Source organism: Microbacterium sp. ZXX196, from assembly GCF_009709595.1.
Classification (GTDB): Bacteria; Actinomycetota; Actinomycetes; order Actinomycetales; family Microbacteriaceae; genus Microbacterium; species Microbacterium excoecariae.
Genome location: NZ_WMEE01000003.1, coordinates 12,470 through 29,911, shown reverse-complemented (window position 1 = coordinate 29,911; position 17,442 = coordinate 12,470). Strand labels below are relative to the sequence as shown.

Genomic DNA, 17,442 nt, shown 5'->3' with positions numbered 1-17,442 from the left:
CGTGCCCATCGACCCCGCGCGGTTCGCGGGCGACACCCGCGCCGCCGTGGCGTCCAGCGGCGCCGTCTCAGTCGCCATTGCTCCGCACGTCGTCGTCGACGCCGTGCGGATGGCGGCGGCCGGCGGGGCGACCGTCGTCGTCGGGGCGGGGCTACCGTGCCGCGTCACTGCTTCCGGCGTCGTTCGACGGATCGCCTCGCCTAGCCGGATGGTGGCGGCTCGCCGTCGCCGTCGCCGTCGCGATTGGGGTGGCGGTGGCCGGTCGCGCTATCGCTATCGCCATCGCCGCCGTCGGGGACGAAGGCGACGCGGCGGGGTGGGGGATCCGCGATGGAGGCGCCCGTCGGCGAGGTCCAGGTGAGGTGGCCGCCCGGGCCCTGGGACACGTGCCATTCGGTGGCGTGCTTGAGCGTGTGATGCCGCTTACAGAGGCAGGCGAGGTTCGTCAGGCTCGTGGGGCCGCCGCGGGCGTGGTCGATCGTATGGTCGATGTCGCAGCGCCTCGCGGGCTGGCGGCACCCGGGAAACCGGCAGTGCTGATCTCGGGCCCGCAGGTAGCGCTGCTGCGCCGCCGTCGGCGTGTAGCGGTCGGTGGCGACCACGGTGCCGGTGACGGGATCCGTCAGGAGCCGGTCCCACCCCGTCGCGCCGCCGGCGAGGCGGCGGGCCGAATCCGGATCCACGAGGCAGGCCCCATCGAGGTCAGCGCTTGTGGAGGTCGCGCCCGTGATCGTCGTGACGGGGATCGTGACCTGCACGTGCGCGCGGATCGCGCCGAGACCGCCCGGGGCCGTGTCGGTCGCGTGGTCGAGGCCGGGCGTGCCGCTGAGCAGCATGTCGAGCGCGAGGTCGGCGCGGGTCTGGGCGAGCGTGCGCTCGTCGGAGATCGGGGCGGGAGGCGGCCCGCCAGGAGAAGCCGTCGGGGCATCGCTGTCCGCGGTGCCCGACGTCGCCTGTGCGGCCCGGCGCTCCCGCGCGCCCTTGGCCTCGCGCGCGGCGCGGGCGGCATCGTCGCGGAGGACCCGGGCCTGGCGGGTGATGCGGTCGAACACCCCGTGGATCTCCGCCGACGGCCCGATGATGCCGAGCATCGATGCGCCCTGGTCGTAGTCGTCCACGAACACGCGCCGGCCCTCGGACGCGTGGGCCCGTTGCTGCGGCGGGGTCAGCGGCGCGAGGCGCTCGGCGGCCTGGCGGGCGTAGGTGCGCGTGGCGTGCGCGGTGGTCTGGCGGGCAACGCCGAGGGTGTCGCCCTCGAACGCGGCGCGCTCCTCCGGATCGGTGAGGCGCACCCCGGCCGACGCGATCGTCTCCGCGTGCTCCGCGTGAATCTCGCCGGCCGCCAGCGCCTTGTGCGTCTCGGGAAAGGACGTGACGAGGAAGTGCGCGGCCCCGAGCTCGTTCTGCACCGCGCGGTCGGTCGCGCGCGTGTGAGCCGCGATGTCGGCCGCCATCGACCGGAGCGGCATCTGCCGCTCCTTCATCGTCGCGCCCGCGAGGCGCTCGGTCTGCGAGCGCGTGATGGCGAACGCCTCAGCCATGAGGGCCGCCCGGGCCCCGCGGATCCGCGCCTCCCGCTCTGAAAGGACAGCGAGGCGCGAGACGATGCGCTCCGCTTGCTCGATCTCGTCGCGCGTTGCGACCGATGCCAGAAGTTCGCTCATTTCTTCCCCACCTCCTCTCGATTCGTGCCTCCAGATTAGAACAGAGGTACGACATTCGGAGAGGGAGAACGCCCGATGGGGAGAACTTTTTGGATTGCGGGCTGTGGACGAGGTTGCGCCGCCGCGGGGTGTCGCGCGTCGGATTGGGATCGCCCGCATCGGTGTCGCGGAGCCGCGCGGCGTCGCCGGAGGAGCCGCGCGAGCGAGGTGCGCAAACGAGGCGGACGAAGGAAGTGCGCGAATCAGGAGCGCGCGAAGGAGGCGCGCGGAAGCGTCGCGGGTAAGTGGCGCAGGGACGAGGCGCCCGAAGGATGTGGGGCTGGCAGCGCGCACGGTTCGTGCAGGCACCGCGCACCCGCCCCGCCCGCGCACCGACCCCCGCCTACTCCCCGCCGTCCGACCCCTCGGGGAGGAACGCCACGTACTCGGGGCACGCCGTCGCGATCGCGTAGGTCATCACGGGTTCCGCAGCGGCGAACGCGAGGTCATTCGACGTGAGATAGCCGTATACGTATCCGATGGCGGTCGACGGATCCGACTCGCCCGCAGCAGCCTGGCGCATTTGGTCGCAGCCCATCGCGACGAGATCGGCGACGAGCACGGAGCTCTCAGGCTCGCACAGCCTCGCGTCGATCGCGCACATGGAGGCGGCCGCGCCATCCGCGAGCGCCGCGGACGCGGACCCCGAGCCCGACGGATCCGCAGGGGCTGCTTCCGACGGATCCGCGCTGCCGGGGTCGGCTGGTTCTGCAGAGGCCGTCCCCGCGGCACCCGACGCGGCCGAACTCGGCCCCGCCGTCGACTCGGGGTTCGTCGTCGCGCCGGCCTCCGAGGCAGCATCGCCCCCGCCCGTGCACCCCGCCAGCGCGAATACCCCGACGGCGAGGAACACGGCCAGCGCCCCATGTGTCCACCCGCCGGCGGCACTCCCGCCGCCGGGGCCCATCGACCTACGGGGCTCGGAGCGCGGTGCGCCGCCGAAGACACTCGACGGTGCGAGCGCGGAGCCCGACGAGCCACCCGAACCCAACGAGCCACCGGTGTGCTGCCTGCCGCCAGAGCCCGACACCCCAACGCCGCCGGGCCCCCTCCGCAGAGCGGGCCCGGCGGCACGGCGTGGGGTGCGCGTCACGGCAGCTCGAAGAACACGGCGTCCGCGAACATGCCGGCCTCGACGCGGAGGAGACCGTCGACCGAATCCGGGACGAGGAAGACGAGCTTGCCCTCGTCGCTGGCCCCGTTGTACATCGACTCCGAGCCGAACTCCGGCTCGACGCCGGCGACGATGTTGTCCCACGTCGAGACGACGTTGCCATCGGCCGTGACGTAGTCGATGTTGACTTCGAACGTCGACCCCTCGTCGTCGCCGAGGTAGGTCGCCTTCGCCTCGGCCATGACGTAGATCTCGCCCTCGCCTGGCGCGTCGTTGTACGGGTTGCCGTCGACAACAATCTGGTTCGCGTCTGGCGTGAAGCTTGTGAACTCGAACGCCCAGCTGTCGTTCTCGAACGTCGCGTCGAACGGGAGCGGGTTCTCGCGTGAGCCCTCGGCCGGCGTCGACTCCGCGTCCTCAGACTCCGAAGACTCCGACTCGGATCCGTCCGTCGACGGATCCGTCACCACGGTGTCGCCCTCGCTGAACGACTCGTCGAACGAGTCGCTGACGATGTTCGCCATCGCGACAACGAAGACGATGACGCCGACGATCGTGCCCACGATCGACAGGCAGATGGCGGTGATCGCCTCCCACTTCGACTTGCCGCGCAGGAACACGGCGACGATCCCGAGGATGAAGCTGATGGGGAGCAGGATCCATCCGACGATGACCGCGCCCGGGATGCACGCGAAGATGAATCCGAGCGCCGCGGCAATGAGCGCGATCAGGCCGAGCACGTTTCGCGCGCGCTTCGGGGCCTGCGGCGCGGGCGCCGGGGCGGCCGGGTGCGTCGGCATGGCCGGCTGCTGGGGTTCGGGCGGGGTGGTGGTCACGATGTGCTCCCTGTGTAAAACGTATGTACGGCCCAATATTTTGCCGTACCCGAGTACTTAAACCCTCACCGGGTACCCGCGCGGCGCGGCGATCGATGTCATTCCGTTATCCATGCGCCGGCATGCACCGCGAGCGGACCCCGGAATGCGCCGCGTTGCCATCCACGACCCACCCCACCCCTATGCCCCCTCCCCATTATCTGATAGAACTTATCCGGATAACTCGAGCGGGCACGCGGCCCCTCGACCGCCGAACGGAGGAACGGATCCGATGACAGCTCGCCGACCCGCGGCCCGCGCGCCGCTCCCACACGCGCTGCGGCTCGCCGCGGCCGCGTGCCTGACCCTCGCCGTCGCGCTCGGCGCCCTCGCGGCCGCCCCACCCGCCGCCGCAACAACAGCAGCAACAACAGCGGAAGCCGACGCTGCCGCCGCCGCGACAGTCGTCCCCGCCCAGCAGATGGAGATCAAGTCGAAGGAGATGACGGACGACCCGACGCAGGCCGACCGCCACCCGACGGCCTCGATGCGCGTGATGAACCCGGGGGACGCGAGCCGGTACGTGCAGATCGTGCTCGGCAACGGCCAGTGCCTCACGGAGCAGTGGACGTATAACAACGCCGGGTCGTGGGGCGACCGGATCCGCGACCAGATCGGCCAGACCTGCTCGGCGGTTAACACGCGCCAGCAGTTCATGATCGCGCCGCTCGCCGACGAGCCGGTGGGCACGAGTGACCCGGCCGCACACCAGTTCCGGATCATCAGCGTGACGAGCGGGAAGTGCTTCTTTAGCCGCGTGAACGGGCTCGAGGGCTACGGGAACATGGAGGCGTGGGATCCGCGGGCCGCGAACAAGCCCGCGCGCGGCTTCATCGAGTGCGGCAAGGACCACTACCTGCGCCCCAACACGACGGGCGTGCCCGACGCGGTGACCGAGTGGATCCACCCCGAGGCGCAGTCGTTCGGCGTGTACAACGACGCGCGCGACTCCACCGGCGTGTGGCAGCACTGGTCGTGGCTCGTCGACCGCTCCTTCGAGCAGGGCGCGTACGACTGCGCGAACGGCAACGGGGCCACGTGCCTCGTGCGCCTGCCCGGAAGCACCGCGTGGCTCTCGCCGAGCGATTCCGCCGTGATGGCGAGCGGCGTGCAGTCGGAGCGCCTGCTGGGGTGCGGATCCTCGACGACGAGCGGATCCCCCACCTGGCACAACGAGGGCGCCGCGGAGACGACGCACACGGTGAGCAGCTCCAGCACGACCAGCCACTCGCGGACGATCACGGACACGCACAAGACCTCGGTCTCCGCCAGCGCCAAGGGTGGCGTGAAGGACGTGTGGGAGGTGGGCGGATCCGTGAGCTACGAGTGGGGCGGATCCACCGCGACCACCGAGAGCGGCTCGGTGACGCAGGAGGTCGAGGACGAGATCTCCGTACCCGGCTACGGCTACTTCATGTACGCGTGGACGGGCACGGTCTACACGCTCGAGGGCGACTGGCGGTTCGGGATCCGCGGCACGGACGACGGATTCATCTCGCACGTCTCCTCGACGTACCCCGCGAGTCTCGGCGGCGAGGCGACGCAGGTGGTCGCGCCGACCGTGACGAAGACGAAGAAGTCGTGCTTCGCGGGCGCGAAGGCGACGAACGACGTGCAGCCGCAGCTCGCGGCCTCCGCCGAGCAGTGCACCGCCGGGACCCCGGAGGCGCCGGCCGCGGCCGTCGGCACGGTCGTCGTCGCCTGCCCGGGGGAGTGGGACATTCCCCCGGTCGTCGACCCGGACGGATCCCGCGAGCCCGTCTGGGGGTACCAGTGGTACTACGTGGACGAGGCCGGGGAGCACATCGACATCCCGGGCGCGACGCGGGCGTCGTTCGTGCTGCAGGAGGAGTCCTTCCTTCCCGCGCACCGTTTCCTCGGCGTGCGGGTGACGGAGCTCGGCGACGCGTACCGGCTCGAGTCGCTGCCGGAGGAGGCCGCCGCGAGCCTCAACCTGCACCCGGCCGCCGCGGCCCTGGCGCCCGCCGCGGCGCCGCGCTACGTGTCCGCCTCGTACGTGAGCGAGCTGCTCAGCACGGAGGTGGGGGCGAGCGTCGACCGCACGCTCGTCGCGGACACCGACGCGGCGGGCACCCCCGCGAGCGGCACGGGCGTCGACCTCGAGATCGTCGCGGGCGCCCTGCCCACGGGGATGCTCCTCGGGCCCGACGGGCGGATCCGCGGCGCCGCGCTCGAGGCGGGCGAGTGCGCCTTCACGGTGCGGAACCTCGCGGGGGCGCGCGAGGAGGTCGACTTCACGCTCGTCGTGCACGGCGACCGGGCCGAGATCGCCGGCGGTTCGCAGGTCGACGGGGTGGTGGGCGAGGCGCTCGCCGCGGACCTCGCGACCACCGTGGTGGACGGCATGGATCTCGTCGTCGTGGACGGCGTCCTGCCCGACGGGCTCGCGCTGGATCCGGCCACCGGCCGTCTCGAGGGCACGCCCACCCACGTCGGAACGAGCGTCGTGACGGTGACGGATCAGGCGGGTCCGTTCGCCGCCACCCACGAGGTGACGATCGTCGTGCGCTCGGCCCCGTCGCAGCTGGCGGCCCTGCCGCCCGCTGCGGCGACGGTCGGCGAGCCGCTCCTCGCCGAGGTCGCGGGATCCGCCGGGGCGGGCGCCGTGTTCGGCACCCTCGCGGAGGAGGCGGACCTCGGCGGCCTCTGGGTCGACGCGGCCACGGGCGCGCTCGCGGGCACGCCGACGCGCGCGGGGGAGTACGCGGTCACCGTGACCGACATCACCCGCCAGGACGCGCCGAGCGAGGTCTACGCCGTGCGCGTGGCGCCCGCGCCCGACGACGACGGATCCGGCGATGCCGACGGCGGAACGGGTGACGCCGACGGCGGGACGGGCGACGCCGACTCCGGCGACGCGGTCGCGGACGGTGGATCCGGGTCCGCCGGCACCGGCGGCGACGCCGCAACGGGCGGATCCGACGGCCCGGGTGAGCCGGCCGCGGTCGACCTCCGCGCGACGGGCGCGGAGCCGTCCGTGACGACGGTGCCGCTCGCGGTGGCGGCCGGCGCGCTGCTCATCGCGGGGCTCGTGGCGCTCCTGATGGCCCGCGCCCGCCGCCGGGCGTAGCGGAACGAGCGGGGCGCGGGCGCACGCCGCCCGCGCCCCGCGGCGTCGTCCCGTCGATCGCGGAGCTCGTCCGCCGCGGCGGCACCCTCGCCCTGCTCGGCTACCCGATGAGCGGATCCGAGGTGTCCTACGGCGACTGGCAGTCGCGCGAGCTCACGGTGATCGGATCCCTCGCCTACACCCAGAGCGACTTCCTCGGCGCGATGCGCGCGATCGCGGACGGCGCGGTCGACGTCGCCCCGCTCATCACGGGCATCATCGGCCTGGACGAGCTCCCCGCCCTCCTCGCCGAGCTGGACGGCGGCGAGACCCGCCCCGCGAAGGTCCTCGTCGCGCCGAACGGGTGATGGCTATACTCGCACCCCACCCCGTCCCCGTCGCGGTCGAGGTGCGAGGCGTAGCCCGGGTCGCCCGTGCGCACCGGGGCCGCGCCCGCCTCGCGCGCGGCCGTGCAGTTCTCGTAGTACACATCCTGCGGGGCGGGTGCCGGATCCTCGACCGCCGGCGCCTCCTCGACGCGCGCGAGTGCCGGGGCCGGTGCACGCGCCGCGATGATCGGCGCAGCGTCGTCCCATGCCGGACGGTCGCGGCGTAGCTAACAACGCTGCTCGCGCATCGTGTTCTGGGGGGCGCCTCCGGGCTCTCACGGCGACAACATCAGCGGGAATTAAGACTCACCTTGCTTCGCCTCAAGATATAGTTCCACCGCCCCCGAAGAGGACTCGTCTGTGAGGTGTTCCCCGCCAGCATAGGTACGCACGTGGTCGATGAAGGCGGGGCATTCGCCGCCGGAGCAATACCAGTCCTCGGTCGCGATGATTGTGACGTTGTCGAGATTGAGATCGGCTACTACATCCTCGGATGCCTTGGCCCACGCCTCGTAATAGGAAGGGGTTTCACTCTCGCAGTCAGACGGAGAGGAACTCGGAGTCTTGCACTCCGAGAGGCTTTTGCTCGATGGTGGCGAGAGTAATACCGTAAGTTGGTCCGTCACTGGCGCGAGGTTCGTGATCGTTTGTTTCAAGCCATCAGCGTAAACCGCAACGCTTTCGCTTTCGCTCGCGTCTTCATTTGCGCGGAGACGTTGTGTGGTGGATGCGACGTCAGTAACAATGATTTCGGACGTGCGGTTCGCAACAAGCCATTCCACGGTCCAAGCACGGTGCTCCGTACACGCAGGATATGAGTCGCCTGACCATAGATTCACCTCTACAGCGGCAGCGGGGCATTGCTCTTTGGTAAGAGCTTGGATCGCGTTTGATGGATATGCCGCCTGTAACATAGGCATCCAGCTGATAGCGGCCGAGTCTCCGATAACTGCGATTAGGTCGCCGCTCGGATCTCCATAAATGCATCGCCCAATATTCTCGACAGAGACGTTGAGGCAGTCGTCGGTTCTCCATGCGGAGACGTAGATCTCCGTGGCCGGAAGATCCAGTGACGGGGTCGTCTCGGGCCAGCTAGATTCCGCAAGTGCATCCAAGATCGCGGCCTTGCGTGCGCCGCGCGCGGTCGAAGTATCGATCGAAGGTTCGGTCGGTTGCGCAGTCGAATTCAGATGTTGAAATGGGACGTACGCCGTGTTTGAGGTGTCGGGGCCGCCGGGTTTCGCGAGCGACCACGAGACCAGACCGGTCGTGATCAGGGCGATTGCGCCGAGGGTCGCCATCCTGGCCAGATTGGACTGTGGGAATGACTGGCTCGACTTATTCTGGTGCGACTTTCCCTTGGAGCGGCCCTCCCAAAGCGAGGATGTGCGTACAGGGTCCTCCACAAGGTGATAAGAGAGGACGGACATGCCGAAGATCATCAAAATCGTCACGACGTAGTACAGCAGCGAATCGCTAGGCAATAGCGTGCCCAGCAAAATGATGATCGGGAAGTGCCACAGGTACAAGGAGAAAGATATATCCCCGATATAGCTCGTAACCGGATTTGCGAGAGGTGACATGAACCGTGCCTCACCACCTGTACCAGAGGCGATGACGAGTGCTGTCGACAGCACGGGCAGTAGTGCCCAGGGAGTGGGGAAGCCGCCAGAGTTTTCATCGACAATGAAGATGCTTAGGGCGATGCCGACGAGCCCGGCCCACGCGAGTGCAGTACGTGCAGGCGTGTGCAGCCGGGCGAATACGCCCGCGATGACGGCAAGAATCGCGCCAACTCCCAATTCCCATGTCCGAGAAAGCGTTGAGAAGTAGGCCCAGGTCGGGGCCTCCACGGTCTCAAGCATCGACCATGCGAATGACGCTGCCGAGATTATGATGATTGTGGCGAGCACAATGAATCGCGCAAGTCTTCCTGTGCCTTTCAGGCGTCGCACGATGATGAACACGAGAAGCATCATCCAGGGCCATGCGAAGTAGAACTGCTCTTCCACGGACAGTGACCAGTAGTGCTGGAGCGGTGATATGGCTCCATCGACGTTAAAGTAGTCGGTCCCTTGAGACACAAAGTGCCAATTGGCGACGAATAGGGAAGCCCATATTCCATCCCACACGGTCTGATCGAACCTTGAGACAGAGAACGTGAAATACGCGCCTATGATGGTCGCGAGGATCACCAGCATTGCCGCGGGAATGATTCTTTTGATGCGGCGCTTGTAGAATTGTCGGAACGAAATCGTTCCACTCCTCTGATATTCGCGGAGGAGCAGGCTCGTGATGAGAAAACCCGAGATTACGAAGAAGATATCAACGCCGACGAATCCGCCACTCGGCCAGTGAAACAGATGATCCGCTATGACTGCAAGGACCGCAATCATTCGCAGCCCTTGGATGTCGGCGCGGAAGGTCTCCTTCTTCTGACCCTGTGGTGCGATGCGCCCAGCTGCGGCCCGTGATGCCATGCTTTCCTCCGGTTCTACCTTGCGCATCGTAGAGCATTCACGTCACGTGCTCGTAACGCGGTGCGCTAGAGACCAAAAACCTTTTCGGCCTTCGCGTCGGGACTGGAGGTGGTCACACGCCGCACTGTTGAAGCCCGTCGCATTACTCGGCTAGCGCTGCAACTGTCGGCGCGTAATGCCAGGTCACATTGCAGCAAGGTGCGAAAGGAACCTGGGACGGGGGATGGCGACGCTGTGCTGCGGCGCAGGATGCCCGATGGTGTGCCCATTTGGCGATGCATGAATCGCCCGGCCGGGCTCGGGCTGGACGGTCTCGCGAGCTGACCCCTACTCGCCTCCCACCCCGTCCCCGTCGCGGTCGAGGTGGGAGGCGTAGCCCGGGTCGCCCGTGCGCACCGGCGCCGCGCCCGCCTCACACGCGGCCGTGCAGTTCTCGTAGTACACATCCTGCGGGGCGGGTGCCGGATCCTCGACCGCCGGCGCCTCCTCGACGGGCGCGGGCGCCGGGGCGGGGTCCGGCGCGGGCGCCGCGATGACCGGCGCCGCGTCGTACCCCGAGGCGTAGGCGGGCTGGTCGGGGCAGGAGGAGAGGATCCGCGCCATCGCGTCGCGCTCGGCGGGCGCCACCCAGAGGGCGTAGGCGGCCTTGACGGAGATCTGTCGGGCGACGTATTCGCACCGGAAGCCGGTGTTCGCGGGCAGCCAGGTGGCGGCGTTGCCGGCGCCCTTGGATCCGTTCGTGGGCCCGTCGACCGCGAGGAGGTTCAGCGGGTCGTTCCCGAGCGCGACGCGGTTCTCCTGCGAGATCTGCTGCGCCCCCGTGACCCACGCGTTGTTCAGGGCCACGACGTGGTCGATCTGCACGAGGTACGAGGTGTCGACCCCGCGCGTGAAGGCGATCGTCTCGCCGGTGTAGGGCCCGGCGAGGGTGCCGGTGAGGACGATGCAGGATCCGTCGAACGTGAGGTCGGTGAGGTCGCGGCGGAGGATGTCGTTGCGCGTGTCGCACCCGTTGCCGTCGACGTCGAGCCACGACTCGCCGAACCCTCCTACGCGGTCGTACCCGGTGGCGGCGGCCTTGCCCTTCACCGGCAGCGTCTCGAGCAGCGCGAGCGCGGTGCCGCCCGTGACCTCGGACGGCGGGGTGACGGGGGAGTCCTCCGGGGTCGGCGTGGGGGAGGGCGTGGCCGTCCGCGTCGGCGTTGGCGTGGGGGTCGCGGTGCGCGTGGGCGTCGGAATGGGCGATGCCGTCTCCCGCGCGGTGGCCGTCGGCGAGGGCGTCGCGGCGGCGACGGGGGAGGGATCCGGATCCGCCGCCCCCGCGAGCGCGCCGGCGGGCACGGCGAGGACGAGGCTCGCGGCGACCGACGCCCACCCCCACCCGCGGCCGGGCAGGTTCAGCGCACCGCCGCGCCCGGTCGCTGCGGTGAAGACGCCGGCGGCGAGCAGGAACAGCACGACGCCGGCGAGGAGGCCGGAGAACCCCCGCGAGATCGTGAGCGCCAGGAGCACGATGCCGAGCCCGATGAGCCAGGCCGCGGACGGCACGAACGGCCGGCGGGCCGCGCCCTTCGGGGCGCGCGAGGGGAGGGGCATGAGGGCTCCAGGGGGATCGGGCAAACGGGCTCAGCCGATCGGCGCCGGCTCGCGCGGGCGGGGAGGGGCGCGCGCCGGCCAGAATGGGGGCGTGACCTATCTCCCCCGCGAGCAGTACGAGTTGATCGAGCAGACGATGCCGATCGCGTGCGTCGACTTCGTTCCCGTCCGCACCGCCGCTGCCGGCCACCGCGAGGTCGGCCTGATCCTCCGAAAGTCACCGTTTGGCGAGGTGTGGTGTCACCTCGGCGGGCGGATCCAGCGGGGCGAGACGATCCGCGACGCGCTCCAGCGGCACGCTGTCGACACGCTGGGCGTGAGGCTCGTCCTCGAGGAGGACCCGCAGCCCGCCCGCGTGCACCAGTGGTTCCCCCGCGACCTTCAGCCCGATCTCACGATCGACCACGGCGACGACCCTCGCAAGCACGCGATTGGCCTCAGCTTTGTCGTCGAGCTCGACGGCGACCCGGCACCGCAGAACGAAGCGCTCGATTTCACGTTCGTTCCCGCGAACGCGCTTCCCCGCCCGATGTGGCCGGGGTCAGCACGGCTCATCGCCCTGCTCCTCGGCGACTACGCCTCGTAATCGCCGATCCACCAGTCCGCAATCTCCGCCATCGTCTTCGCGGCCCTCACGTGAGCGGGATCGCCACGGAACCGCTCGAATGCGCCTCGAGACTCGAACGTCGCCTCCTCGATGACGACGCGACCCTTGCGCTCGTCGAGCGAGCGGGTGGTTATCCACGACACGACACCGGGGAAGGCCGCGAAGCCCTGCAGCATGTCGATCGCGGCGTCGACACGCGCATCGCCGACGTCGTCGTGGATGCGAAACAGCACGATGTGCCGGAACACGCCCTTACTCGCGGAGAGCGTCGACGTTGTCGCGATACCAGGCGACGGTGCGCTCCAGTCCCTCCTGCAGCGAGATCCTTGACGTCCACCCGGCGTCGGCGAGCTTCGACACGTCGAGGAGCTTCTGCGGGGTGCCGTCGGGCTTCGTGGTGTCCCATTCGGTCTCGCCAGTGAACCCGGTCACCTCGCCGATGGTCTCCGCGATCTCCTTGATCGTCACGTCGGATCCCGTGCCGACGTTGACCTGGTCGGGCCCGTCGTAGTGCTCCATGAGGTGCAGGCAGGCGTCGGCCATGTCATCGGCGTGGAGGAACTCGCGGCGCGGGGTGCCCGTGCCCCAGTTCGTCACCGACGACGCCCCCGACTTGGCGGCATCGTCGTAGCGACGGATGAGCGCGGGCAGCACGTGCGACCCCTTGGGTGAGAAGTTGTCGTTGGGCCCGTAGAGGTTCGTCGGCATCGCCGAGATCCAGGGCAGGCCGTACTGGCGGCGCACGGCCTGGGTCTGGAGGATGCCCGCGATCTTCGCGATGGCGTAGGCGTCGTTCGTCGGCTCGAGGTGTCCGGTGAGGAGGGAGTCTTCCCGGATCGGCTGCTCGGCGAACTTCGGGTAGATGCAGGAGGACCCGAGGAACAGCACCCGCTCGACGTCGTTCGCGAGTGCCGCGTCGAGCACGTTTACCTGAATGCGCATGTTGTCGCTCAGGAAGTCCACCGGGTAGGTGCTGTTGGCCATGATGCCGCCGACCTTGGCCGCGGCGAGGACGACGTACTTGGGCTTCGCCTCGGCCATGTACTCGAACACCGCATCGCGATTTTTCAGGTCGAGCTCGGACGACGTCTTTCCGACGAGCTGGCCGAACCCGGATGCCTCGAGCTTGCGCCAGATCGCGGATCCGACGAGGCCGCGGTGCCCGGCGACGTAGAAGGTCGCGTCGCGATCGAGCTCGCTGGGCGTGAAGTCCACGCCGTCACTCGCCGCGGTCATCGAGCCGCGACCTCGGCGTCTGCCGTGGCCCAGGAGGCGAGGTTGACCTTGTCGATCCACTCGGGGCCCTTTTCGAGCGCCTCGATGTCGGCATCGACCATGAGCTTCGCCAGCTCCTTGCCGTCGATCGTGGGCACCCAGCCGAGCTTCTCTCCGGCCTTCGCCGGGTCGCCGATGAGGGCGTCGACTTCGGTGGGGCGCAGGTAGCGCTCATCGAACTTCGCGAACTCCTGCCAGTCGAGCCCGACGTGGCCGAACGAGGTCTCGAGGAAGTCCTTGATCGTGTACCCGACGCCGGTCGCGAGCACGAAGTCCTCCGGCTCGTCGACCTGCAGCATGCGCCACATGCCCTCGACGTACTCCGCGGCGTAGCCCCAGTCGCGGATGGAGTCGAGGTTGCCGAGGTAGATGTCCTTCTGCAGGCCGGCCTTGATGCGGGCCACCGCGCGCGTGATCTTGCGCGTGACGAACGTCTCGCCGCGGCGCGGGGACTCGTGGTTGAAGAGGATCCCGTTGACGGCGAACATGTCGTACGCCTCGCGGTAATTCTTCGTGATCCAGTAGCTGTAGAGCTTCGCTGCCGCGTAGGGGGAGCGCGGGTAGAACGGCGTCGTTTCGCTCTGCGGGGGCGGCGTGGCGCCGTACAGCTCCGACGTGGAGGCCTGGTAGAAGCGCGTGTCGACGCCGGAGAGACGAACGGCCTCGAGCAGGCGAATCGTGCCGGTGCCCGTGGTGTCGGCGGTGTGCTCCGGCTCGTCGAACGACACCCGCACGTGCGACTGCGCGGCGAGGTTGTAAACCTCGTCGGGGTTGATCTCCGCCATGAGCGTGACGAGGCGCGCCCCGTCGCTCAGATCGCCGTAGTGGAGGAAGAGCTTCGCGTCGGGGTTGTGCGGGTCGGTGTAGAGGTGGTCGATCCGGGAGGTGTTGAAGGTCGACGCGCGCCGGATGATCCCGTGTACCTCGTACCCCTTCGACAGGAGCAACTCCGCGAGGTAAGAACCGTCCTGGCCCGTGATGCCGGTGATGAGTGCGCGCTTCGTCAAGCGAATTCCCCTTGCGATTGGTTGGTGAGTCGATTATTGACGCGGCTACTTCGATTCATCCCCGTCGATTAGCCGCGAGAGAAGCGTAGCGAATCGATCGATCGCGAATGTTTCGTCCAACACCGTTTCCCGGTACCGGCGCCCATTCGCGCCGAGGCGCGCGCTTTCCTCGGCATCGGCGGCAAGGGCCTCCGCAGCGTCCAGCAGCGCGGCGGGGTCGCCCGCGTCCACGACGACGCCGCCGTCTGCGGCGCGAACTTCGTCGGCCGTGATCCCTCGTAGGTCCGTCGCTGCGAGCACAGGGTTGCCTGTCGAGAAGTAGGACGTGAGCTTGCTCGGGACCGCCATCTCGGAGACGCCGACCTTCTCATTCACGAGAAGCACGTCGGCCGCGCCCAACGCTTCCGCGAATTCTGCGTCGGGAAGCGGATCGATGAATTGCAAGGTGGGAATGTGGGCGCCTTCGGCCACGAGGCGTGCATGCTCGCCGCCGTTGCCCAGAAGTACGAATCGCACGTTCGCGCCGCGATCATGAGCGAGCTGCGCGGCATCAAGAACGTTGTCGAGGCCCTGCTTGATCCCCATATTTCCGGCGTGCAGGACGATCGTCACGTCGCCCCACCCGAGCTTGGCGCGAGCGGCCGCGCGATCGATGTCGGGAGCGGGCGGGAGGTGCGTCCAGTTGCGGACAACGACGATCCGCTCGGGCGAGACGCCGAAGTCGTCGATGACGCGCTGGGCGAAGCGCTCATGGATGACGACGACGCGATCACCACGCCGCAGTAGCCACCCTTCGGTCTTCTTGATGACCTGTCCGGCGCTTCCCGCGCCCTGTCCAGTCTCGGAGAGCCCGAGCCAGTAGAGATCCTGCACCCAGACGATGAGCGGGGTCTTGCGATGAAAAAGCCGCATGCGAAGAGCGGCAAGAGCAGAGGAGAACAGTGCCGGAGAAACCGCCACGACGGCCTGCGGGCGCCGCCAGGGCGCAAACAGAAGCCGCGCACCAAAGCTCAGCTCGGAGAGCAACCGGCGGATTCCCGTCGGCCGACCCGGAACGTAGTGACGAAGGCGCCGAACGTCGACGCCGTCCAGATGTTCCCGGCGCGACCACTGTCCGTAACCTGACCTGACGCGCCACTCCGGATAATGAGGGTGCGTCGTGACCACGTGGGTCTCGTAACCTCGCTGTGCGAGACCGCGAGCCATCGCACCGGTGTAGGGCGAGATGCCGGTCGGTTCGGGAGGGTAGTTGACTCCCAGTACAGTGACTGCAGGGGCGAGGCGCGACATGGTGACGACCATAGCGTCATCGCGACAGTACTTTTAGCCCGAAGGTGGACCATATTGTCCGAAATACCGGTGATTGACCTTTCGCAGGCGCCGGGAGAGCGCGCGGCGTGGGATCGCCCTTCATGGGTGGTCTATCTCTGGGCGATCTGTGAGCTCCTGTTTGTGACGAACCCTTGGCAGATCAGCTCGAGCCTTCGTATCCGGGTGCTGCGCGCATTCGGGGCCCGGATCGGCGTTGGCGTGGTATTTCGTCCTCGGACCCGGGTCAAGTTCCCGTGGAAGCTCTCGGTGGGGGACCGCTCGTGGATTGGTGAAGGCGTCTGGTTTCACAATCAGGAGCGCATCGATATTGGCCATGACGTGGTAATTTCGCAGGAAACTTTCTTGACGACCGGTAGTCACCGACATCGAAAAGACATGGCACTGGTCACCCGCTCAATTACTATCGAGCCGGGGGCTTGGGTCACAAGCCGTTGTGTTGTGCTCGGTGGGGTCACCATTGGACGATCGGCTCTGGTAAAGCCGCTCACTCGGATCGACCGGGACGTCGAGCCGAACACGGTCTGGGACCAGAGCGGCCGGCTGGCGGTGCGCTTCGCATGAAAATTGCACACGTTGTCACCTACATCTCGCCGGATGGAGCCTTCGGTGGCCCAGTGCGCGTAGCGCTCGGGCAGGCCGCTGAGCTAGCCAAGCGTGGGCATGAAGTGACGGTTTTTGCGGCGTCACCCGACGATGCCCCGAAAACTTTCGATCAGGACGGTTACTCGGTCCGAACTTTCCCGGCCAAACGCGTTCATCGTCGCTTGGGTTTCGCCGGTATGTACGCCCCCGGATTGACGAAAGCCCTCCGGTCGCAACTTCACGATCTTGACGTCGTCCACGTGCATCTGGCTCGGGATCTTGTGACGTTGCCTGCCGCTCGAGCGGCGCGCAAGAGTGAGGTTCGTCTGATCGCTCAGCCCCACGGCATGATTGACAAGTCGTCCAATCCGCTTGCCGGCCCGGTCGACGCATGGGAGGTGCGCGCGGCATTGACTTCAGCGTCGGCCGTCTTGACGCTAACCGACCAAGAAAGTAAGGATATTGCCGATATAGCTCCCGATGCCACTGTGCGACAGATTCGAAACGGCATTCGGGGTGGTGACCTTCCTCCCTACGCAAACCGCAACGGCGGAGTCCTTTTCCTCGCGCGTCTACATCCGCGCAAGCGGCCGCTCGCTTTTGTAGAGATGGCCACGGTGCTTCTTGAACGCGGCATCACCGCTGACTTTGTGCTCGCAGGTCCAGACGAGGGCGAATCAGAACGAGTGCAGGAGGCAATCTCCAGCTCAGGTCATAAGGCCCATATCTCCTGGGCGGGGGCCGTCGATCCGGCCTTGACCGATACCCTGCTGCGGGATGCCAAGGTACTCGTGTTGCCGTCAGTCGGTGAAGTTTTCCCTATGACCGTCCTTGAAGCATTCGCCGCGGGCACCCCGGTCGTCACGACGTCTTCGCTCGGAATAGCTTCGAAGTGCGAGGAGTACGGTGCTGCGCTTGTAACGGACGGATCTCCCAGTGACCTTGCCGACGCTGTCGAGAAGGTGCTCACTGGGCGGCATGTAGCAAACGCGCTACGCGAGAGCGCGCGTCGGTTTATCGATGCCGAGCTCAGCATCGAAGCCGTGACTGAGACGCTTCTCGCGTCCTATGCACCTGCAGGGGCGAGACGTGCGTAAAAAGAAATCCAAAGCTGACAGTCGTGATTGGGTGTATGTCTGCTCTCTGGATATGAGCAAGGAATTGCGTGACCGCGAACAGCGTCATGATCGCCTCGGCCCGTCCGGGGACGATAATCCGTGATTCGTTCTTGCCTTCTTTTGGGGGATCGAGCGGCACAATCCGACCATGTCGGAGCTGCGTCTGTGCTCGATGGGCCATGAAGACCCATGTGTAAATGTCTGTGACATCTCGTTGGTATGTGGTCAATTAGAGCGACTTTCCTACCTGAAAATACTCATCTTTGGTGTACGATTAGGTCGTGCTTCCGGCAG

The 17,442-nt window shown here is 67.7% G+C and carries 14 protein-coding genes and 1 pseudogene; 5 read left to right on the top strand and 10 right to left on the bottom strand.

Features of this window, described 5'->3' with window-relative positions:
- Positions 1–200 precede the first annotated feature (200 nt).
- From GJQ66_RS03460 to GJQ66_RS03450, 3 genes are all read right to left on the bottom strand, one after another.
- Positions 201–1,664 carry an HNH endonuclease signature motif containing protein gene (locus GJQ66_RS03460; protein WP_196215800.1) on the bottom strand — a complete coding sequence of 488 codons (1,464 nt, stop codon included), beginning with the start codon at positions 1,662–1,664 and terminating at the stop codon, positions 201–203.
- Positions 1,665–2,046: 382 nt separating this feature from the next.
- Entirely contained in the window at positions 2,047–2,556 is a 510-nt protein-coding gene (locus tag GJQ66_RS03455) for a hypothetical protein (RefSeq protein WP_155047958.1), read from the bottom strand.
- A 236-nt stretch (positions 2,557–2,792) separates the two neighbouring features.
- Positions 2,793–3,653 (bottom strand): DUF308 domain-containing protein, encoded by an 861-nt coding sequence (locus GJQ66_RS03450; protein WP_368732618.1) that lies wholly within the window; start codon positions 3,651–3,653, stop codon positions 2,793–2,795.
- A 271-nt stretch (positions 3,654–3,924) separates the two neighbouring features.
- Between GJQ66_RS03450 and GJQ66_RS03445 the strand changes: the two genes are divergently transcribed.
- On the top strand, positions 3,925–6,783 hold the full coding sequence (locus GJQ66_RS03445; RefSeq protein WP_155047957.1) for a putative Ig domain-containing protein: 2,859 nt from the start codon (positions 3,925–3,927) through the stop codon (positions 6,781–6,783).
- Positions 6,784–6,890: 107 nt separating this feature from the next.
- On the top strand, positions 6,891–7,130 hold the full coding sequence (locus tag GJQ66_RS03440) for a hypothetical protein (protein WP_196215799.1): 240 nt from the start codon (positions 6,891–6,893) through the stop codon (positions 7,128–7,130).
- A 20-nt stretch (positions 7,131–7,150) separates the two neighbouring features.
- Here the strand turns inward: GJQ66_RS03440 and GJQ66_RS03435 are convergent.
- From GJQ66_RS03435 to GJQ66_RS03425, 3 genes and pseudogenes are all read right to left on the bottom strand, one after another.
- Positions 7,151–7,252, bottom strand: a pseudogene (locus GJQ66_RS03435) (excalibur calcium-binding domain-containing protein); the annotation flags it as partial.
- 198 nt (positions 7,253–7,450) lie between these two features.
- Positions 7,451–9,658 (bottom strand): acyltransferase family protein, encoded by a 2,208-nt coding sequence (locus GJQ66_RS03430; RefSeq protein ID WP_155047956.1) that lies wholly within the window; start codon positions 9,656–9,658, stop codon positions 7,451–7,453.
- Positions 9,659–9,958: 300 nt separating this feature from the next.
- A complete protein-coding gene (locus GJQ66_RS03425) occupies positions 9,959–11,227 on the bottom strand; it encodes a DUF1524 domain-containing protein (protein ID WP_155047955.1) in 1,269 nt (422 codons plus the stop codon).
- Positions 11,228–11,318: 91 nt separating this feature from the next.
- On the opposite strand from GJQ66_RS03425, the gene GJQ66_RS03420 reads away from it, so the two are divergent.
- Entirely contained in the window at positions 11,319–11,813 is a 495-nt protein-coding gene (locus tag GJQ66_RS03420; protein ID WP_196215798.1) for a DUF4916 domain-containing protein, read from the top strand.
- Here GJQ66_RS03420 and GJQ66_RS03415 read toward each other — a convergent pair.
- The 4 genes from GJQ66_RS03415 to GJQ66_RS03400 are packed head-to-tail and all read right to left on the bottom strand — an operon-like array spanning position 11,801 to position 15,418.
- Positions 11,801–12,082, bottom strand: coding sequence for a Dabb family protein (locus GJQ66_RS03415; RefSeq protein WP_368732617.1), 282 nt, complete (start codon positions 12,080–12,082; stop codon positions 11,801–11,803). The two genes, GJQ66_RS03420 and GJQ66_RS03415, sit on opposite strands and share 13 nt — an antisense overlap.
- Positions 12,083–12,086: 4 nt before the next feature.
- Positions 12,087–13,070, bottom strand: coding sequence for a GDP-L-fucose synthase (locus GJQ66_RS03410; protein ID WP_155047953.1), 984 nt, complete (start codon positions 13,068–13,070; stop codon positions 12,087–12,089).
- On the bottom strand, positions 13,067–14,116 hold the full coding sequence (gene gmd / locus GJQ66_RS03405; protein WP_155047952.1) for a GDP-mannose 4,6-dehydratase: 1,050 nt from the start codon (positions 14,114–14,116) through the stop codon (positions 13,067–13,069). Before gmd ends, GJQ66_RS03410 begins: the two co-directional genes overlap by 4 nt.
- A gap of 45 nt (positions 14,117–14,161) precedes the next feature.
- The gene (locus GJQ66_RS03400; RefSeq protein ID WP_230379258.1) at positions 14,162–15,418 is read right to left on the bottom strand and encodes a glycosyltransferase; all 1,257 of its coding nucleotides are present in this window, start codon (positions 15,416–15,418) and stop codon (positions 14,162–14,164) included.
- Between the two features lie 57 nt (positions 15,419–15,475).
- On the opposite strand from GJQ66_RS03400, the gene GJQ66_RS03395 reads away from it, so the two are divergent.
- The gene (locus tag GJQ66_RS03395) at positions 15,476–16,009 is read left to right on the top strand and encodes an acetyltransferase (RefSeq protein ID WP_368732616.1); all 534 of its coding nucleotides are present in this window, start codon (positions 15,476–15,478) and stop codon (positions 16,007–16,009) included.
- The gene (locus GJQ66_RS03390; protein WP_155047950.1) at positions 16,006–17,127 is read left to right on the top strand and encodes a glycosyltransferase; all 1,122 of its coding nucleotides are present in this window, start codon (positions 16,006–16,008) and stop codon (positions 17,125–17,127) included. The genes GJQ66_RS03395 and GJQ66_RS03390 overlap by 4 nt, the downstream gene beginning before the upstream one ends.
- Positions 17,128–17,442 lie beyond the last annotated feature (315 nt).

Excerpts from the sequence above, each read along its gene's own strand:
- GJQ66_RS03460 (WP_196215800.1), bottom strand. The coding sequence starts at position 1,664 with ATGAGCGAACTTCTGGCATCGGTCGCAACGCGCGACGAGATCGAGCAA.
- GJQ66_RS03445 (WP_155047957.1), top strand. The coding sequence starts at position 3,925 with ATGACAGCTCGCCGACCCGCGGCCCGCGCGCCGCTCCCACACGCGCTG.
- GJQ66_RS03440 (WP_196215799.1), top strand. The coding sequence starts at position 6,891 with ATGAGCGGATCCGAGGTGTCCTACGGCGACTGGCAGTCGCGCGAGCTC.
- GJQ66_RS03430 (WP_155047956.1), bottom strand. The coding sequence starts at position 9,658 with ATGCGCAAGGTAGAACCGGAGGAAAGCATGGCATCACGGGCCGCAGCT.
- GJQ66_RS03425 (WP_155047955.1), bottom strand. The coding sequence starts at position 11,227 with ATGCCCCTCCCCTCGCGCGCCCCGAAGGGCGCGGCCCGCCGGCCGTTC.
- GJQ66_RS03410 (WP_155047953.1), bottom strand. The coding sequence starts at position 13,070 with ATGACCGCGGCGAGTGACGGCGTGGACTTCACGCCCAGCGAGCTCGAT.
- GJQ66_RS03400 (WP_230379258.1), bottom strand. The coding sequence starts at position 15,418 with ATGGTCGTCACCATGTCGCGCCTCGCCCCTGCAGTCACTGTACTGGGA.
- GJQ66_RS03390 (WP_155047950.1), top strand. The coding sequence starts at position 16,006 with ATGAAAATTGCACACGTTGTCACCTACATCTCGCCGGATGGAGCCTTC.